This is a genomic window from Microvirga roseola (assembly GCF_020866965.1).
Taxonomy (GTDB): domain Bacteria; phylum Pseudomonadota; class Alphaproteobacteria; order Rhizobiales; family Beijerinckiaceae; genus Microvirga; species Microvirga roseola.
On the sequence record NZ_JAJATX010000030.1, the window covers coordinates 1 to 23,702 of the forward strand.

Below are 23,702 nucleotides of genomic sequence, written 5' to 3' on the forward strand. Positions count from 1 at the left end.
CTATCGTGCAGGGCGGGAGGGAGAGCCGTCCATCCCATTAGGTGGATGTTCTTTGCGGCAGGCCCTGTCGAGGCCTCCGTGAGCAACAAGTCCCTCGGTTTCGAGATTCCCACCGAGCGCAAGGGAATGGTCGGGTACGGCAGCGTCGAAGACGTGCTGAACGCCCTGGAATACGCCGTATCCCAATCCGACTACATCGCAGGCGACCGGTTCACGGCGGCAGACGTCTACGTGGGATCGCAGATCGGTTGGGGCATGATGTTCGGAACGCTCGAAAAGCGCCCCGCCTTTGAGGCTTATTGGCAGCGCATCGCCAGCCGACCGGCCGCCATCCGGCACGGGAGATCGACGATGCCCTGATGCCGCCCCGGGAAGCGAAATAGCTCCGAGGTTCACCGGCGATCCGGGATCGAGTACGTCCCCGTCGCATGGCAGACCATGTCCGGACTGCCTTCCGAGAAGATGGACACCTCGCCCACGGCGAGCCTCTTGCCGAGCTTCAGGAGGCGGCAATCGGAGATGAGTGCGCGGTGCTCCGGCTTCCTCAGGAAGTTGAAGTTCAGGCTCGTCGTCACCGCCAGGGCGACCGGGCCGATATGGGCCAGAAGCGTGACGTAGAGGGCGAGATCCGCCAAGGCCATCATGGCGGGCCCCGAAATGGTCCCGCCGGGACGGATGTGGCGCTCATGGTAGTCCATCCGCATCCGCGCTGTACGCGGACCGACCTCCTCCACGAAGTAGGTGCGCCCGCCCATGTGGATCTGCGGGAATTCCCGGTCGAGGAACTCGCTCAGTTCCTCCCGGGTCATGATCGGGTGATGGGATGCCATGAATGCCTAAAGCCGATTGAACTGCCCTTCCCTATCCCATACGTTCGTTCCATGAACCACGACAACTACCCGAACGACTATATCCGCGGCATCCTCAACAGCGTGAAGACCATTGCGCTGGTCGGCGCCTCGCAGAACCCCGCCCGCCCGAGCTGGATTGTCACCAAATATCTGCTGGAACGCGGCTACGACGTCGTCCCGGTCAATCCGGGCCTGGCCGGGGGCGAGCTTCTCGGCAAGAAGGTCTATGGTTCGCTGAGTGAGGTGCCGGGCCCTATCGACATGGTCGAGATCTTCCGCAATTCGGAAGGGGCAGGCCCCATTACCGACGAGGCATTGGCCCTTGATCCGCTGCCCAAGGTCATCTGGATGCAGCTCTCCGTCCGCAACGACGAGGCCGCGGCAAGAGCCGAAACGAAGGGTGTCCAGGTCGTGATGGACCGCTGCCCCAAGATCGAATTCGGTCGCCTCTCCGGCGAGATCTCCTGGCAGGGCGTGAACTCCCGGATGCTAAGCGCCAAGAAACCGGTCCTCTCCGGAAAGGGCTTCCAGAAGCTGGGGCTCAACAGACCCTAGAGGAGCAAGGCAGCAGCCGGATCGTTACCGCAGCGGGCTCCTTGACGTAACGAACGTTTCGTTCTTTAAATAGAACGATATTTGTCTTACGAGGAACGGGCCCAACATGACCGACCGTCTGCCAGGTTTCAGCACGCTTGCCATTCACGCGGGAGCCGCTCCCGATGCCGCGACCGGCGCCCGGGCGACGCCGATCTACCAGACCACATCCTTCGTCTTCGACGACGTGGACCATGCGGCCTCGCTCTTCGGCCTGCAGGCCTTCGGCAACATCTATTCCCGAATCGGCAACCCGACCTGCGCAGTCCTCGAGGAGCGCGTTGCGGCACTGGAGGGCGGCACCGCCGCGCTGGCCGTGGCCTCGGGCCACGCGGCGGAGTTCCTGACCTTCCACACTCTGCTCCAGCCCGGCGACGAGTTCATCGCAGCCCGGAAACTCTACGGCGGTTCGATCAACCAGTTCAATCACGCCTACAAGAACTTCGGATGGAACGTGGTCTGGGCCGATTCGGACGATCCGTCCTCCTTCGAGGCCGCCATCACGCCAAGAACTAAGGCGATCTTCGTCGAATCCATCGCCAATCCGGGCGGCGTGATCGTCGATCTTCAGGCGATCTCCGCCGTCGCCAAGAAGCATCGCATCCCGCTCATCGTCGACAATACGATGGCCTCTCCCTACCTGATCCGCCCCTTCGAGCATGGCGCGGATATCGTCGTGCACTCGGCGACCAAGTTCCTGGGCGGTCACGGCAACTCGGTCGGCGGCGTCATCGTGGATGGTGGTTCGTTCAACTTCGCGGGCGATGACCGATACCCGATGCTCTCGAAGCCCCGCCCGGAATACGGCGGGATGGTGCTCGGCGAGACCTTCGGCAATTTCGGCTTCGCCATCGCCTGCCGCGTGCTCGGCCTGCGCGATCTCGGCCCTGCCCTCTCTCCGTTCAACGCCTTCCTGATCCTCAACGGCATCGAGACCCTGCCGCTGCGCATGCAGCGCCACTCGGACAATGCGCTGGCTGTGGCGGAGCACCTGGCGGGCCACAGCAAGATCTCCTGGGTCAGCTATCCGGGGCTTCGCTCCGACCGCTACCACAACCTCGCCCAGCAATACTGCCCCAAGGGCGCGGGCGCCGTGTTCACCTTCGGCCTCAAGGGCGGCTACGAGGCGGGCGTGAAGCTGGTCTCGAATCTGAAGCTCTTCTCGCACCTCGCCAATATCGGCGACACCCGCTCCCTGGTGATCCATCCGGCCTCCACCACGCACCGCCAGCTCACAGACGAGCAGAAGACGCAGGCCGGCGCCGGCCCCGAGGTCGTGCGTCTCTCCATCGGTCTCGAGGACACGCAAGACCTGATTGACGATCTGAACCAGGCCCTGGACGCGGCATAGCCGCGATCCAGGCCGAAACAGAAAAGGGCGGCCTTGAGCCGCCCTTTTTTGATGAATGGAGAAGCCGGGGGCTTTAAGCAGCGCGGGAGCCGGCCTTCTTGTAGGAATTGTGGATCGCGTTGAGGGAGCGCTCGAGCGCCGTCCAGAGACGTCCGATTTCCTCAGCGCCCTGCGAGGACGGCTCATACTCCCTGGCGCCCTCGCCCGTCGCGAGCGACAGGGTGAGCTCGGGACGGTGGGTGATCTGGCCGGACCAGACCGGCACCTTGAGAGCGTTCAGGGCGCCGCGGGCATCGGCCACGACGGGAGCCTCGGCTTCACCGCGCTTGGGCGGCGCAGCGTTGATGACTGCCGCGTAAGGCTTGCGCAGGTCGCGCGCGATGGCGACGGTGTCCTGGAGCGCTGCGATATCGAACAGGCTGGCGCGGGTCGGGATGATCACGAGCGTCGCCTGCTTGATCGCCTCGGCGACGATGGCGGATTTGTTCGGGGGCGTGTCGATGAGCACCCATTCATAACCTTCGCGCTTGGCTTCCTTCACGGCGTCGGCGATGTTGCGCACGTTGTGCTTGAGGCCGAGATGCTCCTGATCGCGGATCTTGTGCCACAGGGAGAGCGAACCCTGCGGATCGTTGTCGATCAGCAGCGTCGGACGCCCGGGCTGTGCGATATAGCTCGCAAGGTGAGCGGCGAGCGTGCTCTTCCCTGAGCCACCCTTGCGCGAAGCAAACACCAGCACATTCATGCCTGACTCCTCAATAAGCCTGTTCCTACAGCCCGGCGAAAGAGAGCGATTTCGCTCCCGAACCTGTCTCTCTGTAGCAGAACAGGACCTGATTTCCTATTTCCACTGCTCATCACTCTGTGCATATCCCGGGCGGATAGCAATAAGCACGTAGAAGAATTCCCGTTCCTTTGTAATCGACCGCCGGTTATCCGACCGTCATCCATGCCGTCGGGTATTTGCCCGGTTGAGAAACTGAAGCGCCCCGGAAGACGGCTGGGAGCGAAGCAAAACCAAAGACACGGCTTCAACCAAAGCAGAGCTTCAGCAGCCAGTATAAACGTTTACAGGACGAGGCCGGATCATTCCGATCCCTTGCATGAAGACGCCATGGACATCTCGCTTCTCGCCTCCGCCGTCCTTGCCGGTTTCGTCTACGGAATCACCCCCGGCCCTGGCGTGCTCGCCGTTCTCGGCATCGGCGCCGACAGGGGGCGAACGGCGGGAGCCGCCTTCCTCTTCGGGCATCTGGCCGGAGACGTGCTGTGGTCGACCCTGGCGCTGATCGCCATCATCGGGGTGACCACGATCGGCACCTTCGTCTTCGACCTCCTCGGCCTCGTCAGCGGCCTTTATCTCTTCTGGCTCGGCTGGCGGGCCGTTCGGGTGCGGCGGGGCAGCGACGGTCGGATCGATGCTCCCGTTCGCCGTCCCCTCCTCCACGGCCTGACCTTCGGCATGACAAACCCAAAAGCCTATCCTGTGGCCATCGCCACCCTGACGGCCCTGCTCTCGGCCCAGGCCAACGCCCTTACCTGGATCCATCTGCCGGTCCTCGTTCTGGCTTGCACCCTGGGCGGGATGCTGGCCTACGCCATTCTCGTCATTATCGTCGGCGCCGGGGCCGTTCGTAAGACCTACCGCCGGTACGAGGTGGCGATCACGCGAGCTTCCGGTCTCCTGTTCATTGGATTTGCCTTGAATGCGTTGTTCCATGCGGTTCCAGGGTTATTCACAGTAAAACGCATCTAGTTTTCTCGCCAAAACCACTCGGAACCTCCTCCGCTCCTCGCCGTTAAGTCCGCGAATTCACGATCAAGGAGCGAATTCAATGCTGAAGAAGATGATCCTTACCAGCGCCGTTCTTGCCGTTATGGCTCCGGTCGGCGCATTTGCTCAGTCCGGTGGCGGCGGCGCTGCGGCCGGCGCGGCGACGGGTGCAGCCGGCGGCGCGATTATCGGCGGTCCGGTCGGCGCAGCCGTGGGCGGCGTGACGGGCGCTATCGTCGGCGGCATCCTCGGCGAGTCCCAGGAGCCCCGCTTCCGCCAGTACGTGGTTCAGCAGGACGTGCCGTCCTACCGCATCGAGCGGGAAGTTCGCGTCGGCACGACTCTCCCTGAGCAGGAAGTGACCCTCTACGAGGTTCCGGCCGAGTATGGAGCGACCGGCTATCGCTACACGGTCGTCAATGAAGTTCCGGTTCTCGTCGAGCCCGGCACCCGCCGCATCGTGCAGGTGATCCGCTAAAAGCCAAGGTTTCAGGCTTTGTGGAGGGCGGCCCTTGAGGCCGCCCTTTTCTTATCGGGTGCTCAGGCGCGCATGGGCGACCGTCATGCCGAGGACCGCCATGGCGAAGACCTGATGCGCGAGACCGGCCCAGAGGGGCACCACGAGCAGCAGCGTCACGATCCCGAGAACCATTTGCGCAAGGGTGAGTCCGGCCACGGCCGTGGCGCGACAGGCGATCTTGGCCCCAGGCACCCTCCGGCGCATGTCCCAGGCGTGCCAGATCGCGAAGGCGACGATCGCATAGGCTGCCATGCGGTGGTTGAACTGAACGAGCGCGACATTGTCGACGAAGTTCTCGATCCACGGCTGGACCACGAAGAGCGCAGAGACCGGCGGGATGAATGCCCCATCCATCAGCGGCCAAGTATTGTAGGTCAGTCCCGCCTTCGAGCCCGCGACAAGGCCGCCGAGCGCGATCTGGAACAGGATCAGGCCGACCAGAATACGAGGAGCATGTCCGGCAATCTCCGCCGTCTTCTCGGAGGCGCTTCTCTCTTTCAGTCCTGCAGCCACCCAGACGAGGCAGGCGAGAATGACGCTGGCGACGGTGAGGTGCAGGGCGAGCTTGATGGGAGCGACGGCCACCATGCCGGGCTCCAGCCCGGAGGCCACCATGATCCAACCGATGGCGCCCTGAAGCCCGCCCAGGGCCCCGATCCCGAGCAGGGTCAGCGCGAACCGACCCTTGATGACTCCCCTCGCCCAGAACCAGACCAGCGGCAGGAAGAAGACGAGACCCAGCAACCGGCCGAGCTGCCGGTGCCCCCATTCCCAGGCATAGATGAACTTGAACTCGGAGAGGGTCATGCCCTTGTTGACGAGTTCGTACTGGGAGATCTGCCGGTACTTCTCGAACTCGGCCAACCACGCCTGCTCGGACAGCGGCGGAATGGCTCCGGTGACGGGCCTCCACTCGGTGATCGAGAGGCCGGACCCGGTCAGGCGCGTGGCTCCGCCCACCGCCACCATCAGGACGACCAGGGCGGCAAGAAGATAAAGCCAGGACCGGACCGCGGTCAGGGATTGCGTCTGAGGAAGGCGCGCCAGCGGCATGCCCTCCGTGGAGGCTGCGACAGCCATGCTCACTCTCACAGTCGATTAGGGCTTGAACCCAGGAGATGGCCTGTCACATAGAGGCTGCGCCCGCCGGACGCAATCAATGCCAGTGACGCAGCGGCACGGCGACAGGCTTCAGGAGAGGTGGAGATTATGGGCATTCGCACGCGCAAGCTGATCGGCACGGTGGTGATGATCGCCTTCATCTGCTTCTACGCGCTCTTCGCGATGGCCGTTGCCGAGGGCCGGATCACGGCGGCACCCAAGCTTGTCCAGACGTTCGCCTACATGGTTCTCGGGCTGATCTGGGTCGTACCGCTGATGCCGTTGATCCGCTGGATGGCCAAGCCGGACAAGTCCTGAGCGCGCCAGAGGCGCTGCTGGTCAGGCCCCGCCGATCCCTTCGACGACTTTGCCGGTTCCGCTGCAGATCGGGCATGCGGTTGCGCCGATACGCCCGCTGCCCTTGCATTCCGGACAGATATTCTCGCCAGCGCCGGGCGTTCCCGGCTCAGCCTGATCGCCGGGGTTGAGCTTCGGTTGGTCGGAGGCGGCGTGATCGCTCGGATTCTTCGTCATGACGGGACTCGCTGAAGACCTTTCCTCGTCAACGCCTCAGCGGAGTCCCGGTTCTGGGGGCAGCCAAAAGAAAAGGGCCCGCTCGAGGCGGGCCTTTTCGGCACTATCCGCAGACCCGGCGGGTGCGGCGTTCCCATCCCCATCCGGGGACCCACTCGCTGTAATGCTCCCTCACGCAGCGCTCCACATAGACGGGGCGCGGACGCGGCGGCACGTAGTAGACCGGCGCAGGCTGAACATAGACCGGCGGAGGCGGCGGCGGAGCCACGTAAACCGGGGCCGGAGCCGCATAGACGGGGGCCTGCGAGGCGGCGATGGCGCCACCGACCGCAAGGCCGCCCAACACGCCGAGGGCCGCAGCCGCACCGGGAGAAAGACGATCGGCAGCCGCGGCGGGTTGGGCGGCAGCCAGACCGGCCGCCAGCGCCATGGCGGCAGCCGTACCGGAGACGAAACGGAAGACCTTCATGATCAATCACCCGAGCTCATGAGGGAGTGTCCACCTCCCCCTTCTTGCAAAGCTTATATCCGGGCGAACCTCTCCGGAAGTTGAACGGAATGTGGCAAGGGCCGGATCACCGCTCCGTTCTCGAAGAATGGTGACCGACAGGTTAACGTCCGCCGCTTCCTTTCATGGGCGCCATATCGTCTCCGCTCGTCCGCAGGGGGACCGACAGCAGGACACGGATCAGATCCGCCTGCCGGTTGGTGCCGGTCTTGCGGAAGAGGTTCGAGAGACGGAAAGCAGGATACTCTAAGCGGGAACCCCTTCGAACCGTAACCGTTATCCCGAGCTTTGCTTTTTTGGCCGGTTCGGGAGCACGCATGAGTGAAAAACCACGATGCCGCGTTCTCGTTGTTGAGGATGAAGCCATGATTGCCATGCTTGTCGAGGACATGGTTCATGACTTCGGCAGTGAGGTTGTCGGGCCAGCCGCTAAGATGGCCGAGGCAATCAAACTTGCACAAACCGCCGAGCTTGATGCGGCAATCCTCGACATCAACGTGGATGGCTCAGTGATCTACCCTGTTGCAGATATCCTGAGCACCCGTGGCATCCCTGTCATTTTCGCAACCGGATATGGATCGAAAGTTCTTCCAGGCCGGTTCTGTAACGCTCCTACACTTCCGAAGCCCTTCAGCTATCAATCCCTTTCAGACGCTCTTCGTGCAGTCCTTGCCAATCAGCCATGTCATACTGAAGCTCACACTGAAGCGGCATAAACAGCCGGTAAGCACCTTGACATAGTGAGAAAACTTGAAAAATCGGCTGTGAGAAGCACTTTAGCGCATGCTGGTGCGAAGGGGCTGCAAATGATTTGGGACGGTTCAGAGGGATTTGCCGCATTGCGTCATGGCTACGCCAGCGCATCGGTGCGTGTTCCAACTCCATGACTAACAATTCAGTGGTAACTATGTTGTCCCTCAAGGCACCGGAGGTAGCGGATTTCGCTGCGTTTGCGGATCACTTGCCGCAACTTGCTTGGATGGCAACACCGGATGGGCACGCCTACTGGTATAACCAGCAATGGTATCGTTACACCGGGATGACACCTGAAGAGATGCTTGGGCAGGGCTGGAGGTCCGCCCTTGATCCCGCTGTGCTTCCGATTGTTGTGGAACTGTGGTTTGCAGCAGTCGCTTCGGGTGAACCCGCTGAATGGGCATTCCCAATCAAAGGCGCGGACGGTGTTTTCCGGCCATTTCTCACGCGCGTTCAGCCCCAGAAGGATGAGCAGGGCCGCGTGATCCGGTGGTGTGGAACCAACACGGAAATATCCGAGCAGCAGCGGATTGCTGAGGTTCTTACGCAAGAAAAGCTGCATCTTGAGACTTTGAATCAAACCATGGCGCTGGTCTCTGCGGAGCTTAGCCTTGAAAGGCTGGTGCAGATCGTCACCGATGCGGGCGTGCGCCTCACGGGAGCCCAGTTTGGCGCATTCTTCTATAACACCACCGACAATCGCGGTGACACGCTTACGCTCTATACGATCTCGGGTGTGCCAAAGGAGAACTTTTCCAAGTTCCCAAACCCTCGAGCGACCCATGTGTTTTCACCGACATTCAACGGCGAAGGTCCGGTTCGATCTGACGATATTCTCGTAGACCCGAGGTATGGGCGCAATGCGCCTTACAATGGAATGCCTAAGGGCCACCTCCCGGTAAGGAGCTACTTGGCCGTTCCGGTGAAGTCCCGCTCGGGAGAGGTGATGGGCGGGCTGTTCTTCGGCCATCCCGAGCCCAGCAGATTCACTGCACGTCACGAGGAGTTGCTGGTTGGTGTCGCAGCGCAAGCTGCCATTGGAATTGATAACGCTCGCCTTTATGATGCAGCCCAACGGGAGATCAGGGAGCGGCGAGAAGCAGAGAAGCACCGCGAACTGCTCATCAATGAATTGAACCACAGGGTGAAAAACACCCTTGCGACGGTTCAATCCATCGCAGCACAGACTCTCCGAACGAGCGCACTTGAAGCAGACGTTCGCCAAAGAATTGATGCGCGGCTGATTGCTCTATCGAACGCTCACAATCTTCTCACGGAGCACAACTGGCAAGGAACCACCCTCGATCTGGTGGTGGAGATGGCGCTGCGCGCGCACCGCTGTGACCGGGAGGAACGGTTTGAGGTCAGCGGCCCAGAGGTTCACCTGTCCCCTAAGACCGCTTTGGCCATTGCGATGGCGCTTCATGAACTCGCCACCAATGCGATCAAGTACGGTGCCCTGTTGAATGAGCGCGGAAAGGTGAGCCTTCATTGGCAGGTCGAACAAGGAGATGGGGAGCAAAAACTTCATATGGTCTGGTCTGAGCAAGGAGGGCCAAAAGTCACGCCGCCCAGCCGCAAGGGCTTTGGCACCCGGCTCATTGAGCGAGGATTGGCAGCAGAACTCGGCGGCTCTGTCCAGATATCCTACCCAGAAAGCGGTGTGGTGTGCATCATTGATACGCCATTCCCGACAACCGCTTCCCGAGAGTTTTGAGAAGATGGGTCAGAGTACAAGGCCCAGACGGGCGCTCATCGTGGAAGATGAAGTTATGGTCGCGATGTACGTCGAAGACCTCTTGGTTGAACTTGGCTTCGACGTTGCTGGGATGGCGACAAGCTTGGATCAGGCGCTACCGCTGGCACTGGAAGGTGATTTCGACTTCGCCGTTCTCGATGTGAATCTGGATGGGCGACTAAGCTTTCCTGTTGCTGACGTGCTGCGGCAGCGTGGAATCCCATTTTTGTTCGCGAGTGGCTACGGTTCAAAAGTGTTCATCGAAGGCTATCACGATGCTGTTCGTATCCAGAAGCCGTTCTTGGGTCAGGACTTGGCCCAAGCCATTTCGAAGATCGTTCACTAACACGAGAACGTACAGGGCGCTTTCTGGATCGGCTGCATGCTTTGAAAGGGTCAGGCGACCGGAAATGTAGTGCCTGCCAACGCTTGAGGTCCAAAACACGAAACTGGCGTCCTGCTGCCTTTTTTGGTGTTTTGCATACAGTTGAGGTTCTTCAGGTGGAAGACGACCGTGGTCTGGGCGACTTCGAGCTCCTCCGCAATCTGGTCGAGGCGCGTGCCGTCGATCAGCAAGAGCGCCACCCGGGTCTCGGACGGGGTCAGATTGTAGAGCCGGACGAGCGCATCGCCGGACACGCGGGTCCGCTGCTGCGTATCGTTGATAAGGAGCACGACGGCTTCCGGCCGCTCATCCGCCGAGAAGCGCTGGCCCGGGATGAGCACGAGGTAGGGACGCCCGCCCGAGATGCGGGGGAAGGAGACGATCTCGTCCAGCGTCTCCTCCTCGAAAGCCCGCTCGATGGCTTCATAGAGCTTGGCGTTCTGCTTCGGCACGGAGCCCTTGAGCACTCCCTGCGAAACGACGAGGCCGTCGTTCTCGCCCAGGATGCGCTCCGCCTCCTTGTTCATCAGACGGACATTGCCATCCTCGCCGACGATAACGACACCGACCATGAAGCGGTCGAAGGTGAAAGTGGCCTTGTAGAGCGCGTCGACAGCACGCCCGTGGGAGGATTTCAACACATCCTGCCATGCCTCCTCACATCCTGCCATGCCTCCTCGGCGCGGTGGATGGCGCCGGTCTGGACGCGGGCGACCTGATCGAGACGGCCTGCGATGGTGGCCAGCAGGATCTCGTAGTCGATGGGCTTCACCAGGTAGTCGTCCGCGCCGGCCTGCTCGTCGACGAGCACGTCGTTCCGGTCGGCCAGGGCGGTCAGGAAGATCAGCGGGACATCCGCCATGTTCTCTTTCTGCCGCATGGCCTTGACCACGTCGTAGCCCCCGAGGCCCGGCATGGTGATGTCGCACAGGACCAGATCGGGCCGCTGCCGCTCCAGGAGCGCAATGGCCTCGCCCCCGTTGGAGCCTGAAGGACGTTGTACCCCGAGGCAGTCAGCTCCTCTGCGAGGTCGCTCCTCAGGTCTTCCTCGTCCTCGACGCACAGGATTGTCTTAAGATTGTTCATTGTCCTGGATCACTCATGCAGCTTGAATTTTCGACACCTCGTCCGCCGGGATTCCGATGCCCCAGTCGCGGATCGAGCAGAAGACTCGGGCGCCCTCCATCCATATCTTGATCTCGGCCACCGGAGTGTCGCCCGAGTACTTGATGGCATTCGACAGCAGGTTGATGACGACCTGCTCGATCAGCATGCTGTCGCAATACACCTGCACGGGAGTGTCCGGAACATCGAAGCGGATATCGGCATGAGGGCTGATTTCCCGCTGCCTGTCGCAGATATCGAGGACGAGCCCGGCAAGGTTGTTGGATGCGGGATTGAGCTCGATCCTGCCCGCATCGAGCTTGGCGGCGTTCAGCACGCTCTCCACCAGGCGGGTCAAGCGGTTGGTGGCGCTTCTGATCTTCTGGACCCTTGAGACGAGTTCGTCCTGCGTGAGTTCGGCGCCCCTTCGCAGAATTCGCTGGGCGCTCGAGTCGAGGATCGCCAGCGGCGTGCGGAACTGGTGGGACACCATGGAGACGAAGCTGCGTTAGGCGCTGGTCGTCTCGCGCTCGCGGTCCAGGGCAGACTGGAGCGCTTGCGCAGCATGCTTGTAGACGGAAATGTCGGTCAGCCGCACGAAGATCGTCGCCCCGTCGGCCTTGGTCACCGAGAGCCTAGCCCAGACGTTCCTTTTGAGCATGAGATCGATCTCGATCTCCTCGAAGGGCGGCCCGGCATCCAGGAACCGACGGTCGGCTCCCTCGCACATGGCGAAGCAGCGCAGGAAGGTGGACAGCGTCAGCTCCTCCTTGCACCAGAAGGTCACGGGCTCCGCCGCCCAGATCTGCTCGTTCGCGAGAAGGAGCTTTCCCGTCCAGTCGAAGGCGGCAAATCCGTCCGGCGCGGTCTCGATGGCGGCGATCAGCCGGCGTTCCGCTTGCCTCAGGGCTGCCGTGCGCTGAAGGACCTTGATTTCCAGGTCCGAGTTCTGCCGCTCGGCCTGCTTGCGGGCGAGCCACTGCTCCGTGACGTCGCGCAGGAACGCGATTCCAAGCTTGCGCTCCGCCATGCTGAGCGGCAGGCAGTTGACTTCCAGGCAGCGCTCATGGCCCGACGGCAGAATGGCCTCATGCTCGAAGACCGAGTTGGTCCCCTGAATGGCCTGCCGCAGGGACTGCATGATCTCCGGTCTGCTGAAGAGATTGTCGAGAATTGGCATGGGCTGCCCGACCGCCTGCTGCGGCCGGATCCCGAGGATTCCCTCCATGCCGGGATTCCAGAGCAGGCAGCAGAGATTGCCGTCGAAGATGACGATGCCCTAATTGCTGATGTTGTTGATGACGGGGTCGGAAAGCTCCTGCTCCTGGCGCAGCAGGCGCTTCGCCTGCGTGGCTTCCTGCAAGCCCCTGAAGAGGCGGAGCAGGACGAAGCCCGCGCTGATCACGATGCCCGTCGTGAATGCTAGGCCCTCGAACACGACGCGCAGATAGCGGGAGCGCCGCGTAGCCGCATCCTCGCGGCTGAACACGAGCATCCTGTTGGCCGCGCCCCTGAGTTGGAACGCAAGATCCCGCATCTGCCCCTGCAGCAGCTTCGCGCTCAAAGGCTCCACATGGCCGTTGAAAAGGGGCTCGGCCAGGGAGAGCTGCAGATAAGCCTGCTTCGAAGGCCCCGAAAGCCCGAGTTTATCCACGACCTCTCCCTGAGGGCCCTGCAGCAGAACATTCAACCGGCTGATGAGAATGGTCATCCGGAAGCTTGGTGCCTGCTCCGGAACCGCAATGACTTCTCCCGCCGCGTGGCGGGCCAGGCTTTCGGCCAGAAGAGCGGCTTCGTACTGAGCCTGGGTAATCTGCCAGATGTCCGCGGAGGGATGCTGAATGCGAAGCTCACGGTCCACCTCGAACAGCCGCATCACCGTAAAGCCCAGGCACGCGACCAGGGCCGCCACCCAGAGGAGCGTGATCAGGATCGTCCGGTCATTTTGTCAACCGAGCTTCGTCTTCATTCGATCGTCAGCCGCCGCAATCGCCATACCCAGCGGGCATCATACTTCAGGTCCTGCAGGATGCTGTGAGCGTCACGCGGGTAGGCGATCCAAAGGGGCCCCTTGTCGCGCGGCGTCAGCAATTGCCCGTCGATACGCATGGCCAGGATGGGCTCGTAGCGCAGGTCATCGAGAGGAATGGAAATTTCGTAGTCGTTCAGCGCAACGGCCTTCATGACTCGCCCACGCGCGCCCACGCGCTCCAGGACGACCCGCAGCGGCACCCCTTCGAACGTCTGTGGTGTCTCCGAAACTTGAGATCTCGTCACAATGGAAGCCGTCCCCAAAGCCTCGAGCATCTCCCGGTCGAAGCGGGCCTCCCCCGGCGCGTTCGTCTGCTCGATATTGCCTGCAATCGTCAGGATGACGGGGCCGCCCGGAGGAGGAAGCGGTTCGGCCGCGCTCGCCCCGCCTCCCAGCATCGGGAGGCATCATCGACAGGAGCAGCACAATGCGGCGCATGAACGGTCACTTTGATGTTAGATTATAATAGATCAAACATGTTCTGAATGAAATTATGTCGAAAATCCAGCCGGAACTCCTCAATCCCTTGCACATCCCCTTAGCCGGCGCAGGAGAGCTGCCCGAAGCAGAGCATCCCTTTAGGGACGCGTCCAGCATCTCCCTGGGATGGAGCGCAGTATTCGGACATCGGGCAGCGGACGAACTCCGGGTTTTCCACTCGGCGGCGGCATCCCTGACGCTGCAGAAGCAACGGATTTCGATGCACTTTTTCTTTCATAAGCTTTCTTCATGTGCGGTTCAGCACTGCAGTGGAAAGGATAGCCACTAAGAAGTTTTACAAGCTTAGCCTTGAAGCCTATATTCCGCTCCGAAGCGGAGCCATGGTCCACCTGCAAAATTGCACATGAGGAGCTTGAGATGCGCAAATTCATTGGAGCCCTGCTCTCTGCGGCCACTTTGACTGCAGCCATGCCGGCAGGCGCGGAGCCCTTCCAGGGCCGCCCTCTGCCAGACGTTCAGAAGGTTTATCCCAACGAGAGCTACTCTCAGTACTACTATCGCCGGGGCTATCGGCCCTACCGTTATCACCCGCGCCCCTATTACTACCGCCGGGACAGCGGTGCGGCCGTGGCCGCCGGGGTCGCCGGACTTGCGGCCGGTGCGCTGATCGCGGGCGCCATCGCCAACCAGGCGCAGGCGGCACCTCCGCCGCCTCCTGGAACGGTGAGCCCGTCCGTCGCCGCCTACTGCGCGCGCAAGTACCGCTCCTACGATCCGGTGACGGGCACCTATCTCGCCTATAACGGCGTGCGCTACGTCTGCACCCCTTGAGCCTGACGCTGCTCTCAGCAGACCAGGGAACCCGCCGCAGCACCTGCGGCGGGTTTTTCATTGGCGAGAAAACCTCGCGAGAGACTTTACGGGCCGTCCTGTTGCCTTAGCTAGCAGAATAGGTTCAATCCTCGCATCCGAACTCACAGGGGTGAAATCCCCAGACGCGCAGGCCTGAAGGCCGAAATTCGTTCGGTGCCCGCCAACCAAAGGGAATCCCATGTCTCAGTCCCCCGACAGCGCCGGAATGGTCGTTCCCCCGAACGAGGCAGCCCTCGTCACGAGCGGCGGCATGAGCGACCTGGAACTGGTCCTGCCCGATCTGGGCGACCGCGACCTGCCTGAGATCGCGATCTTCCTTGTTGCCTGCGCCATGCGCTTTCACAGCGATCCGGACTTCGTTCAGGAGCAGCTGGAATGGCTCGTCAGGATGCATGACGCGGAGGTCGACGAAGGCATGCGCCCGGATCAGCTGAACTCGGCCAACGACGACTAGACCCGGGCCGCCCTCCTATTCGAGGAACGCAACCGGCGTTCCCTGCTCGACCATTTTCGCGAGTTCCACCGCGTCCCAGTTCGTCAGCCGGACGCAGCCGTGGGAATAGGTCTTGCCGATTTTCGCAGGCTCCGGCGTGCCATGGATGCCGTAGGTCTCAGCAGAAAGATCGATCCAGACGGTGCCCACGGGATTGTTCGGCCCCGGCGCGATCTGGAAGGGCTCGTCGGTCTTCACGTCCTCGAATCTGTACTCGTTCGGATTGTAGGTGTAGTTCGGGTCCATGGCGATGGCCTTGACCTCGTACGACCCGTCGGGGGCGGGCTTGGCGTCGCTGCCGATGGTGGCCGGATAGACGGCAATGAGCGAGCCGTCCTCGGCGAGCGCCCGTACGGCCTTCTCCCCCTTCAAGACTTCCACCTTGGCGACCTTGGGCTCGTCGCTGGTCTGTCCCTGGCCGACATCCACATTGGCGACCACGATGGTCTCTCCGGCCCTGGTGAAGTCCTTGTTCGGGTTCAGCCTCTCGAGGAGGTCCTGATCCATGTGGAATTTCTCGGCCAAAAGCTCCTTGGCGTTGGTATAGGCCAGGCGCTCGAGATCGGCCTGCTCCTCCATCTCGTCAGGGATCTCGGTGAAGGGACCGCTCACGTCGTCCTCGGTGATCTCGTATTCGACGAGAACCGGCTCGTCCGCGCCTTCGGTCAGTTTGGACCAGAATGCCTCGTCGAGTCTTCCATCGACCTCCATGTCATGAGCTTTCTCGAAGGCCCGGATGGCGAACCGGGTGTTGTCGCCATTGCGGCCGTCGATAACGCCGGGCGAGAAGCGCGCCCGGTCGAGCAGCACCTGAGTCTTGAGGAAGATAGGGCTGACGCCGTCGCTATCCTGGACCGGAAGCTGGGCCCCGTTCACGGCCTCACGGCTCAGGTCATTACCTGCGGATGCCGCAAGCGCCGGGCTGACCAGCCCCCAGACACCAAGAAGAACATACGCCAACGCCTTCATCCGAAACTCCCATCAAGCTGCTTTGTCTTTGGATAAGGGCGAAGGAGCCGGCCTGTTCCCAAGGTTCACTGGCAGATGCGGTAGTCGCCCTTGCGCTCCCGGGAGTCGAGATGAAGATGGTCGCTGTGGGCATAGTCGGAGCCCGGGCCGAGCACCGTCGTGAAAATCGGGCACGCCCCAGTGCGGATGGCGGATTGGAAAGCTGCTTCCGGGGAGCCTTCATCGTGGGAGCGGATCACCATCGGATCGCGCTTGTCGAAGTTGAACCCCATGACATCGATGCCATTGCCGAAGGCATGTTCGCTCAGTTTGCCGCCCGAACGCTGCGCGCGGCACTGGTAGGACGTTCCGATGAGCAGCCGGGTCGGGGCGCTCTGGAGGTGCCGCTCCGCCTCGGGTGTCACCACCTCGCCCATCCACTGCGCCACGTCTTCGGCCAGCGAGCATTCCATCAAGGATTCCGGCGTTACGTCGATATTGTTGGGAAGAGCTGAAACCGACACCGGATTCTCAATTCTGCAGGCGTCCTCCTCCACGGGTGGCTGGCTCTCGAAGCGAAGGCCGAGGCTGCGAAGACGCTCGAGGCAGGCTTCGCCCGTGGAATCGGCCTGCTGTGTCGTCTGCTCACCGGGTTCAGGCTCTGCCGGCGTGTTCTTCTGTGTGGAAGCCTCGGTCGCATCGGGTCGGGCCGGAGGCAGAGGCGCCGACGGATCCTGCGCCGCTCCGGGGGTGACGAACACCAAGGTTGCCAGGAGTGCAAGACCGATGGTCTGCCCGGCCATGTGGCTATGGAAAAGGCGAAACGGCATTCTGCCTCCAATTCCTCCGGCGAGAGCCCCGCCCCTCTTGATTAACTTCGCCGTTCGGCCAGCCGTTCCCTCCCGTCCTCTCTCCTGGACGCCGAATGGTGGACCCATCGCCTGGAGTACCTCGTGATGGGAGCTTTTTCTCACGACCGACAACGTGTCTTCTGGACAGGATCGTGAATCCTAATGTGGGCCGAGGAGAAGAGCCGTGCTGAGCCATTCCCTCCTGCGAGAAGTTCTGCCTCTGATGGAGGAGTTCGACAGGCAGGATCTCGCACGCGCCAGGGAGGTCCTTGATGACCCCTTCGGCCTCACCTGTTCCCTCGCATTCGGCGACCGCGCCCGGGCAGAAAAGGATCTGGCGCGCCTCCTTTCCCAGTACCGCCGTGAGGATGCCGGAGAATGGCGTCCCCTCACGGAGGCTCCGGATGATCTGGCCGAGGGCCTCTTCGCCTTTCCGGGTGGAAAGGGAGGCTATCAGCAGATGGTCATCCAGGCAGATGCGGCGATTTCGGACGGCTCACCTTTTACAGGCACGATGAGCGCGAAGCAGATTGCAGCCGAATGCGGAGCCGCTCTTTGGCGTCCTCTCCCCCCGGTTCCGGCTTGTCCGCAGGAACCAGCGCCCCAACTCCTGTTTGATATGTCGGAGGAACCTGTCCTCTCCATCGAGGCGATCCCTGCCCCGCCGGTCGAGAAAGGACCTGAGATGCGCCCGGTTTTTGAGAGCGCCACAGAGGATGAGGAGAAATTGTCTCTGGCCCCCAAGCTGGAACAACTGCACGGGCATTGCCGGACCAAACGCGTCGAAGAGCTCGAGGCGATCGTCGCAAGCCTCCGGGAGGCGCTCCAGGATGCGGAGGCGGAACTTGAGCGCGAGCGGGTGCGCTGGCCTGAGATCGGTGATTTCGTCCGCTGTCCCCTGACGAACTTCTTCGGGCAGGTGACGAAGGTGACGCCACGGCCGCATGGCCGTCCCTGGGTTGAGATCATTCCCTACCTCTCGAAGGATTTGCCCGGGCACCAGTCCATTGACCTTTTCGACAGCTGGGAGCTGATCGATCCGCCAAGCGAGGATGATGAGGATTGGCCCCACCTTAGGGGTATCAGCCTGGCTCCTTTGGCCCCCATGCAGTCGCAGCTTCCTTCCAACGAGGTGGAATTGCTGCTGAGCAAGCTCTGGGCTGCGCCCCGCTAGAGTCCCAGGTCTGGCCTGGCTGCACCATAAGGAGTACCTCTGCCGAGGATCTAAGCAATCTTCGATGAGGATTCGGTGGTAAAACTGTTCGATACAAGAAGGAGTGCAGTGAGATAAATTTGCTTTCGGCAGAGCAGGCAAGGTACGACTGTAACCCTTTATAAATATCGCAAAGGCTTCTATTATCGGCTAAAGCTTATCTGCATGCTGTTGTCGTAATATTGATGGGTCATAAGGCCGCGTCTGCCGTGACAACCACTTGAAGTATTATACGGCGAAACAGCCCTTCCTCAAACATGTAGGGAGAGAAGGTATGCATTACCGATCTGTTGCTGATCTCAACGACACAATCATGAGGAACTTTCATCGCATTCCGAGGGATGTCGATCTAGTCGTTGGGATTCCTCGGAGCGGCATGCTCGCTGCGAACCTTATTAGCCTCTTGGCCAATATTCCGATGACCGATCTTGACCGTTTTCTAGAGGGCAAGACGCTTACGTCCGGTGTGACTAAGCACTGGAACGGACTGGAAACAGCGCCCGAGCACAGACGCCGCATACTCGTGGTCGATGACAGTATCGATAGTGGGGGAGCTATGCGCGATGCACGCGCCCGGATCGCGGCCAGTCCCGAGGCGAACAGAGATATCGTCTACGGTGCAATCTATGGTTCGCGAGCTTACCATGAACATGTGGATTTCGTTCTCGAAACTATTCCTCACCCACGGGTATTTCAGTGGAACTTCCTCCATCACGGCTATCTCGAGAGGAGTTGCGTCGACATAGACGGCGTACTTTGTCTCGATCCGACTCCCAAGGAGAACGATGACGGGATAGCCTATGAGCGCTTTGTCGCCGATGCTACGCCGCTTTTTAAGATCACGCGAAAAATCGGCTTCCTGGTTACAAGTCGCCTTGAGAAATACAGGGGCCAAACGGAGGAATGGCTGAGGAAGAACGGGATCGACTACGGCCAGCTTATAATGCTCGATCTACCCTCTGCGGAAGAGCGTCGTCGCAGGGCCATCCATGGAAGCTTCAAGGCGGAATTCTACAAAAGAAGCGACTGCATCCTTTTTGTGGAGAGCGAGCAGCAGCAGGCACAGACCATAGCAAAGCTTTCAGGCAAGCCCGTCCTGTGCATCGAGACCCAGCAGATGGCTTCTCCGGACAGGGTTTCGCTTCCCTATGCGAGCCAGAACATGCGCACGATCATGCGGCGTGCGAAAATGGTAAGAGAGATCGGCGTGCAAGCGTCACTTCGAAAGCTGATCGAACGGCATCCGTTCGGGGACAAAATGTTGCGCTCCTTCAAGACCAGCACCGAAGGGTAGTCCCGCTCGATCATGCCCCATCACGGGGGTACCAGCCTGGCGCCCTCCCCCGATGCAGTTGCGGCTTCCGTCCGACGAGATGGATTGCTGCTTTGCCAGCTCCCGTGCTCCGCCCCGATGGATGTCCGGCCTCAAACGGAAAGCGAATAGCGCAGGTCAGGACCCCAGGAATGCAACCCGTGTCGCCACAAAATTCAGCTCATCCGGGCCAAGGACACTCACAATGTCCTATCCAGCGTCACATGACCTGTTGAAATCGCACGGCTTCGTGACGGGAACCATTCCGCCTTTCCCAAACTAACATACGTTAGTCACCCGGCAGGGAATCGCGGGGCGGGGAATGTCGGACTTCTTGTTTGCATTGGGTGTCACAGCGCTTGGGCTCGTCCTCCCCTTCGCGCTCCTGCTCGCACCGACGCTTTAGCTGCGCCTCGAAACTGACGCTTCCTCGTGTCTGCAGGTTGGACGCTTCTTCAGCAGAGCACCATTCAAGCCTGTGCCGCCCACCCACTTCTTCGCTGCGCTAGCGGCTGCCGAGCCAGATACGACAAAGCCCCCCGTGGACGGCGGCTCAGTACAAATTCTTGAACTCTCAAGAGAAAGAATGGTCGGAGCGGCGGGATTTGAACCCACGACCCCTAGTCCCCCAGACTAGTGCGCTAACCGGGCTGCGCTACGCTCCGACGCCTTAACGGCTTGTGTCACTTAGCTTTGACGGAGGCCGTTCGCAACCCCTGAAATTCATTTTCGATACGAAATGGCCACAAGGGTGATGCCAGGCTTCCTGTACGAGCAGGAGCCGGTGAAAAACATGCTCGCGGCCAGGCGGAGTCCTGACTTCAAGCCGCTCTTTTGGCGGGAAACCCGCCTTTCTCACGAATGGCCATGATACGGAAGGTCGGCGGCAGCACGAGGCCTGCGAAGGCGCAGATGACAGATCCGACGAGAAGAGTAACCATAAAGCCCTCCCTGCGAAGGCGGGCTCTTGCTGCCGAGATCCCCAGGCCGCCCGCACCTGCCTTGAGGGCTCTAGGATCGCTCACGAAGCTTGCGCGAGGCTTGCCGCCGAACTGCGGCAGCGCAGCAGCGCTGGATCCCGGCCGTCGGTGCGAGGGAAGATGGTGGGCGGTGAGGGGATCGAACCCCCGACCTGCGGTGTGTAAAACCGATGCTCTACCAGCTGAGCTAACCGCCCGTTCCGCCTGACATAAAAAGAGAAGGCCGACAACGCAAGCGCGGTCGGCCCTCTTTGAATGCGAACGTCGCTGAAAAAGCGTTACTTCCCGTTCACGGCTTCCTTCAGGCCAGCGCCAGCGCGGAACTTCGGGGTCCTCGAGGCCGGAACCTTGACCTTCTCGCCGGTGCGCGGATTTCGCGCCTCGCCGGCGGCGCGGTTGGTCACCACGAAGGTGCCGAAACCGACGATCTTCACCTCATCGCCCTTCTTCAGAGCGCCCGTGATAGCCTCGATGGCGGCGTCGATCGCCTCACCAGCCTGGCCCCGGGAAAGACCCACCTTATCGGCGACGGCCGCAACGAGCTCGCCTTTGTTCATTTCTGTCCTCCAATGATCACGGCGGCTTCAAGACACTATGTACCACCGTTTCAGGCCACATCCCTGTGGCCCAAAGCTGGTCCATAGGCAAGTGCCGGATTGGCTGAAACAAGCCGTTTTTTGGCCTTCCCCAACAAAAAGAGGTCCCCGGATTTCCATCCGGGGACCTCTCGTAACGTCAACTTTGACGAGATCAGTGGGCGACGAACCCGACCGAATCGTCCTCAACGCCCTTGCGCTTAGCGGCGTCGAGCATCGCGGCCTCGTCCCATTCTATGGGCTCCGGCGTCCGCACGAGCGCATGCTGGAGAACCTGATCCATGGTGGAGACAGGGACGATCTCGAGCCCGTTCTTCACGCTCGCCGGGATGTCCACCAGATCCTTGGCGTTCTCCTCGGGGATCAGCACCTTCTTGATGCCGCCGCGGAGCGCCGCCAGGAGCTTCTCCTTCAGGCCGCCGATGGGCAGCACCCTACCCCGCAGCGTCACCTCGCCCGTCATGGCGATATCGCGGCGAACCGGGATGCTCGTGATGACGGAGACGATAGCGGTCGCCATGGCAATGCCGGCAGAAGGACCATCCTTGGGCGTCGCGCCTTCCGGCACGTGCACGTGGATGTCACGACGGTCGAACAGGGGCGGCTCGACGCCGAAACCGACGGCCCGGGAGCGGACATAGGACGCCGCGGCCGAGATCGATTCCTTCATGACGTCCCGGAGGTTGCCCGTGACGGTCATCTTGCCCTTGCCCGGCATCATAATGCCTTCGATGGTCAGCAACTCGCCGCCGACCTCGGTCCAGGCGAGACCTGTGACTGCGCCGACCATGTCCTCCGTCTCGGCCTCGCCGTAGCGGTAGCGCGGCGGCCCGAGGAAGTCAGGCAGGTTGGCGGTCGTGACCTCGACCGACGGCACCTTGGAGATGAGGATCTCCTTCACCGCCTTGCGGACGAGATTGTTGATCTCGCGCTCGAGGTTACGCACGCCCGCCTCGCGGGTGTAGCGGCGGATCAGCATGAGCAGAGCGTCATCGCCGATCTTCCACTCCTTATCCGCCAAGCCATGCTTCTGCGTGGACGACGGGATCAGGTGCGTGCGGGCAATCTCGGCCTTCTCTTCCTCGGTGTAACCCGCGATGCGGATCACCTCCATACGGTCGAGAAGCGGACCGGGGATGTTGAGCGTGTTGGCCGTCGTCACGAACATCACGTTGGACAGGTCGTAGTCGACCTCTAGGTAATGGTCGTTGAAGGTCGCGTTCTGCTCAGGGTCGAGAACCTCGAGCAGGGCCGCCGACGGATCGCCGCGGAAGTCCATGCCCATCTTGTCGATCTCGTCGAGCAGGATGAGCGGGTTGGACGTCTTGGCCTTGCGCATCGACTGGATGATCTTGCCGGGCATCGAGCCGATATAGGTCCGGCGGTGGCCGCGGATCTCCGACTCGTCACGGACGCCGCCGAGCGACATGCGCACGAACTCACGGCCCGTGGCCTTGGCGATCGACTTGCCGAGCGACGTCTTACCCACGCCGGGAGGGCCGACGAGGCAGAGGATCGGACCCGTGAGCTTGTTGGCGCGCTGCTGCACGGCCAGGTACTCGACGATGCGCTCCTTGACCTTCTCGAGACCGTAGTGATCGGAATCGAGGACGTCCTGGGCGGCCTTCAGGTCCTTCTTCATCTTCGAGCGGCGGTTCCACGGGATCCCGAGCAGCCAGTCGAGATAGTTGCGCACGACGGTCGCTTCCGCGGACATGGGCGACATCTGGCGGAGCTTCTTGAGCTCGCCCAGTGCCTTCTCGCGGGCTTCCTTCGTGAACTTGGTCTTCTCGATCTTCTCCTCGAGCTCGGCCAGCTCGTCGCGACCCTCGTCGTCGCCGAGCTCCTTCTGGATCGCCTTCATCTGCTCGTTGAGGTAGTACTCGCGCTGCGTCTTCTCCATCTGACGCTTCACACGGGTGCGGATCCGCTTCTCCACCTGGAGAACCGAAATCTCGCTCTCCATCATGCCGAGGACCTTCTCGAGCCGCTGAGCGACTGTCGGGGTCTCAAGGATCGCCTGCTTGTCGGCGATCTTGACGGCGAGGTGCGAAGCGATGGTGTCGGCAAGCTTCGCAGGCTCGTCGATCTGGGTCACCGCGGAGACGACCTCCGGCGAGACCTTCTTGTTGAGCTTCACGTAATTCTCGAACTCGGCCACGACGGAGCGGGCGAGCGCCTCGGCCTCGATCTGGTCGCCGAGGGAGTCCGGAAGCACCTCAGCTTCGGCCTCGTAGTATTCGTCGGTACGGGTATAGCTCTTCACCTGGGCGCGGCTCGCGCCCTCGACCAGCACCTTCACGGTGCCGTCGGGCAGCTTCAGCAGCTGCAGAACGTTCGCTAGGGTACCGACTTTGTAGATCGCATCGGTAGCCGGATCGTCATCCGTCGCATCGATCTGGGTTGCCAGGAGAATGTGACGGTCCCCCTTGACCACCTCCTCGAGCGCGCGGATCGACTTTTCGCGGCCGACGAAGAGCGGCACGATCATATGCGGAAAGACGACAATGTCGCGCAGAGGCAGAACCGCGTAGGTTCCGGTCGAGCCTGGGACGACAGGCTGACGTGGCTTCGACTGTGTCATGAGACGACATCCTTTCGGCTGCGTCCGGAGTACCCCTTGGATAAGCTGGTCTTCGGACGGGAAACCGGAGTGCTCAGGCTTTTGTTATGGCTGCATCCGGTACGTGGCGCCCTCCCTCGGGAGATGAGCGAACGGCGTCCACGCAAGAGATAATGTGGCGTTG

General features: G+C 61.5%; 28 protein-coding genes and 2 tRNA genes. 13 read left to right on the forward strand and 17 right to left on the reverse strand.

The genetic code is table 11. The features are described from left to right. The first annotated feature begins 78 nt into the window (after nucleotides 1-78). Complete coding sequence (locus LG661_RS15965; protein ID WP_407666728.1) at nucleotides 79-360, forward strand: glutathione binding-like protein; 282 nt, start codon at nucleotides 79-81, stop codon at nucleotides 358-360. Nucleotides 361-392: 32 nt separating this feature from the next. On the opposite strand, the gene LG661_RS15970 is transcribed toward LG661_RS15965, so the two are convergent. Then, nucleotides 393-830: a PaaI family thioesterase gene (locus tag LG661_RS15970; RefSeq protein ID WP_230532885.1), complete on the reverse strand. Its 438-nt coding sequence runs from the start codon at nucleotides 828-830 to the stop codon at nucleotides 393-395. Between the two features lie 51 nt (nucleotides 831-881). Between LG661_RS15970 and LG661_RS15975 the strand changes: the two genes are divergently transcribed. Next, nucleotides 882-1,406, forward strand: coding sequence for a CoA-binding protein (locus tag LG661_RS15975; protein ID WP_230532886.1), 525 nt, complete (start codon nucleotides 882-884; stop codon nucleotides 1,404-1,406). A 106-nt stretch (nucleotides 1,407-1,512) separates the two neighbouring features. After that, entirely contained in the window at nucleotides 1,513-2,796 is a 1,284-nt protein-coding gene (locus tag LG661_RS15980) for an O-acetylhomoserine aminocarboxypropyltransferase (protein ID WP_230532887.1), read from the forward strand. A 73-nt stretch (nucleotides 2,797-2,869) separates the two neighbouring features. Here the strand turns inward: LG661_RS15980 and LG661_RS15985 are convergent, their stop codons facing one another. Continuing rightward, nucleotides 2,870-3,541 (reverse strand): ParA family protein, encoded by a 672-nt coding sequence (locus LG661_RS15985; protein ID WP_230532888.1) that lies wholly within the window; start codon nucleotides 3,539-3,541, stop codon nucleotides 2,870-2,872. A 369-nt stretch (nucleotides 3,542-3,910) separates the two neighbouring features. Between LG661_RS15985 and LG661_RS15990 the strand changes: the two genes are divergently transcribed. After that, nucleotides 3,911-4,552 (forward strand): LysE family translocator, encoded by a 642-nt coding sequence (locus tag LG661_RS15990; RefSeq protein ID WP_230532889.1) that lies wholly within the window; start codon nucleotides 3,911-3,913, stop codon nucleotides 4,550-4,552. Nucleotides 4,553-4,631: 79 nt separating this feature from the next. Next, on the forward strand, nucleotides 4,632-5,048 hold the full coding sequence (locus tag LG661_RS15995) for a DUF1236 domain-containing protein (RefSeq protein WP_230532890.1): 417 nt from the start codon (nucleotides 4,632-4,634) through the stop codon (nucleotides 5,046-5,048). Nucleotides 5,049-5,099: 51 nt separating this feature from the next. Here the strand turns inward: LG661_RS15995 and LG661_RS16000 are convergent, their stop codons facing one another. Continuing rightward, the gene (locus tag LG661_RS16000; protein ID WP_230532928.1) at nucleotides 5,100-6,143 is read right to left on the reverse strand and encodes a COX15/CtaA family protein; all 1,044 of its coding nucleotides are present in this window, start codon (nucleotides 6,141-6,143) and stop codon (nucleotides 5,100-5,102) included. A 156-nt stretch (nucleotides 6,144-6,299) separates the two neighbouring features. Between LG661_RS16000 and LG661_RS16005 the strand changes: the two genes are divergently transcribed. Beyond that, complete coding sequence (locus tag LG661_RS16005; RefSeq protein WP_230532891.1) at nucleotides 6,300-6,509, forward strand: DUF2842 domain-containing protein; 210 nt, start codon at nucleotides 6,300-6,302, stop codon at nucleotides 6,507-6,509. Nucleotides 6,510-6,530: 21 nt separating this feature from the next. Here the strand turns inward: LG661_RS16005 and LG661_RS16010 are convergent, their stop codons facing one another. Both LG661_RS16010 and LG661_RS16015 read right to left on the reverse strand, forming a co-directional pair. Continuing rightward, the gene (locus LG661_RS16010) at nucleotides 6,531-6,725 is read right to left on the reverse strand and encodes a hypothetical protein (protein ID WP_230532892.1); all 195 of its coding nucleotides are present in this window, start codon (nucleotides 6,723-6,725) and stop codon (nucleotides 6,531-6,533) included. Between the two features lie 103 nt (nucleotides 6,726-6,828). Beyond that, nucleotides 6,829-7,194: a hypothetical protein gene (locus LG661_RS16015; RefSeq protein WP_230532893.1), complete on the reverse strand. Its 366-nt coding sequence runs from the start codon at nucleotides 7,192-7,194 to the stop codon at nucleotides 6,829-6,831. Between the two features lie 356 nt (nucleotides 7,195-7,550). On the opposite strand from LG661_RS16015, the gene LG661_RS16020 reads away from it, so the two are divergent. The 3 genes from LG661_RS16020 to LG661_RS16040 all read left to right on the forward strand — a co-directional run bounded on the left by LG661_RS16020 (nucleotide 7,551) and on the right by LG661_RS16040 (nucleotide 10,073). Beyond that, a complete protein-coding gene (locus LG661_RS16020) occupies nucleotides 7,551-7,949 on the forward strand; it encodes a response regulator (protein WP_230532894.1) in 399 nt (132 codons plus the stop codon). Nucleotides 7,950-8,116: 167 nt separating this feature from the next. Then, a complete protein-coding gene (locus LG661_RS25255; RefSeq protein ID WP_322098881.1) occupies nucleotides 8,117-9,706 on the forward strand; it encodes an HWE histidine kinase domain-containing protein in 1,590 nt (529 codons plus the stop codon). Nucleotides 9,707-9,746: 40 nt separating this feature from the next. After that, the gene (locus LG661_RS16040; protein WP_230532895.1) at nucleotides 9,747-10,073 is read left to right on the forward strand and encodes a response regulator; all 327 of its coding nucleotides are present in this window, start codon (nucleotides 9,747-9,749) and stop codon (nucleotides 10,071-10,073) included. A 50-nt stretch (nucleotides 10,074-10,123) separates the two neighbouring features. Here LG661_RS16040 and LG661_RS16045 read toward each other — a convergent pair whose 3' ends face one another. From LG661_RS16045 to LG661_RS16070, 6 genes are read right to left on the reverse strand one after another with little or no spacing between them, the layout of a single operon-like run. Next, nucleotides 10,124-10,753, reverse strand: coding sequence for a LuxR C-terminal-related transcriptional regulator (locus LG661_RS16045; RefSeq protein ID WP_230532896.1), 630 nt, complete (start codon nucleotides 10,751-10,753; stop codon nucleotides 10,124-10,126). Continuing rightward, the gene (locus LG661_RS16050; RefSeq protein ID WP_230532897.1) at nucleotides 10,747-11,175 is read right to left on the reverse strand and encodes a response regulator; all 429 of its coding nucleotides are present in this window, start codon (nucleotides 11,173-11,175) and stop codon (nucleotides 10,747-10,749) included. The genes LG661_RS16045 and LG661_RS16050 overlap by 7 nt, the downstream gene beginning before the upstream one ends. Before the next feature lie 36 nt (nucleotides 11,176-11,211). Next, nucleotides 11,212-11,709: a sensor histidine kinase gene (locus LG661_RS16055; RefSeq protein WP_230532898.1), complete on the reverse strand. Its 498-nt coding sequence runs from the start codon at nucleotides 11,707-11,709 to the stop codon at nucleotides 11,212-11,214. 15 nt (nucleotides 11,710-11,724) lie between these two features. Then, nucleotides 11,725-12,492, reverse strand: a complete 768-nt coding sequence (locus LG661_RS16060; RefSeq protein ID WP_322098882.1) for a PAS domain-containing protein — start codon at nucleotides 12,490-12,492, stop codon at nucleotides 11,725-11,727. Nucleotides 12,493-12,495: 3 nt separating this feature from the next. Then, nucleotides 12,496-13,128 (reverse strand): hypothetical protein, encoded by a 633-nt coding sequence (locus LG661_RS16065; protein WP_230532900.1) that lies wholly within the window; start codon nucleotides 13,126-13,128, stop codon nucleotides 12,496-12,498. A 53-nt stretch (nucleotides 13,129-13,181) separates the two neighbouring features. Beyond that, nucleotides 13,182-13,646, reverse strand: a complete 465-nt coding sequence (locus LG661_RS16070; RefSeq protein WP_230532901.1) for a molybdopterin-dependent oxidoreductase — start codon at nucleotides 13,644-13,646, stop codon at nucleotides 13,182-13,184. A gap of 460 nt (nucleotides 13,647-14,106) precedes the next feature. Between LG661_RS16070 and LG661_RS16075 the strand changes: the two genes are divergently transcribed. Together LG661_RS16075 and LG661_RS16080 are read left to right on the forward strand one after the other, a co-directional pair. Beyond that, nucleotides 14,107-14,520 carry a BA14K family protein gene (locus tag LG661_RS16075; protein WP_230532902.1) on the forward strand — a complete coding sequence of 138 codons (414 nt, stop codon included), beginning with the start codon at nucleotides 14,107-14,109 and terminating at the stop codon, nucleotides 14,518-14,520. A gap of 220 nt (nucleotides 14,521-14,740) precedes the next feature. Beyond that, nucleotides 14,741-15,016 (forward strand): hypothetical protein, encoded by a 276-nt coding sequence (locus LG661_RS16080; RefSeq protein WP_230532903.1) that lies wholly within the window; start codon nucleotides 14,741-14,743, stop codon nucleotides 15,014-15,016. A gap of 15 nt (nucleotides 15,017-15,031) precedes the next feature. Here the strand turns inward: LG661_RS16080 and LG661_RS16085 are convergent, their stop codons facing one another. Both LG661_RS16085 and LG661_RS16090 read right to left on the reverse strand, forming a co-directional pair. Further along, nucleotides 15,032-16,024, reverse strand: coding sequence for a L,D-transpeptidase family protein (locus LG661_RS16085; protein ID WP_230532904.1), 993 nt, complete (start codon nucleotides 16,022-16,024; stop codon nucleotides 15,032-15,034). A gap of 65 nt (nucleotides 16,025-16,089) precedes the next feature. Continuing rightward, nucleotides 16,090-16,833 (reverse strand): extensin-like domain-containing protein, encoded by a 744-nt coding sequence (locus tag LG661_RS16090; protein WP_230532905.1) that lies wholly within the window; start codon nucleotides 16,831-16,833, stop codon nucleotides 16,090-16,092. Nucleotides 16,834-17,038: 205 nt separating this feature from the next. Between LG661_RS16090 and LG661_RS16095 the strand changes: the two genes are divergently transcribed. Next, nucleotides 17,039-18,028: a hypothetical protein gene (locus tag LG661_RS16095; protein WP_230532906.1), complete on the forward strand. Its 990-nt coding sequence runs from the start codon at nucleotides 17,039-17,041 to the stop codon at nucleotides 18,026-18,028. Nucleotides 18,029-18,380: 352 nt separating this feature from the next. Then, a complete protein-coding gene (locus LG661_RS16100) occupies nucleotides 18,381-19,361 on the forward strand; it encodes a phosphoribosyltransferase (RefSeq protein WP_230532930.1) in 981 nt (326 codons plus the stop codon). A 605-nt stretch (nucleotides 19,362-19,966) separates the two neighbouring features. On the opposite strand, the gene LG661_RS16105 is transcribed toward LG661_RS16100, so the two are convergent. The 4 genes from LG661_RS16105 to lon all read right to left on the reverse strand — a co-directional run bounded on the left by LG661_RS16105 (nucleotide 19,967) and on the right by lon (nucleotide 23,539). Next, a tRNA-Pro gene (locus LG661_RS16105) sits at nucleotides 19,967-20,044 on the reverse strand. 436 nt (nucleotides 20,045-20,480) lie between these two features. Beyond that, nucleotides 20,481-20,556 (reverse strand) — tRNA-Val (locus LG661_RS16110). Nucleotides 20,557-20,637: 81 nt separating this feature from the next. Next, the gene (locus LG661_RS16115; RefSeq protein WP_230532907.1) at nucleotides 20,638-20,916 is read right to left on the reverse strand and encodes an HU family DNA-binding protein; all 279 of its coding nucleotides are present in this window, start codon (nucleotides 20,914-20,916) and stop codon (nucleotides 20,638-20,640) included. 193 nt (nucleotides 20,917-21,109) lie between these two features. Then, on the reverse strand, nucleotides 21,110-23,539 hold the full coding sequence (gene lon / locus LG661_RS16120; protein WP_230532908.1) for an endopeptidase La: 2,430 nt from the start codon (nucleotides 23,537-23,539) through the stop codon (nucleotides 21,110-21,112). Nucleotides 23,540-23,702 lie beyond the last annotated feature (163 nt).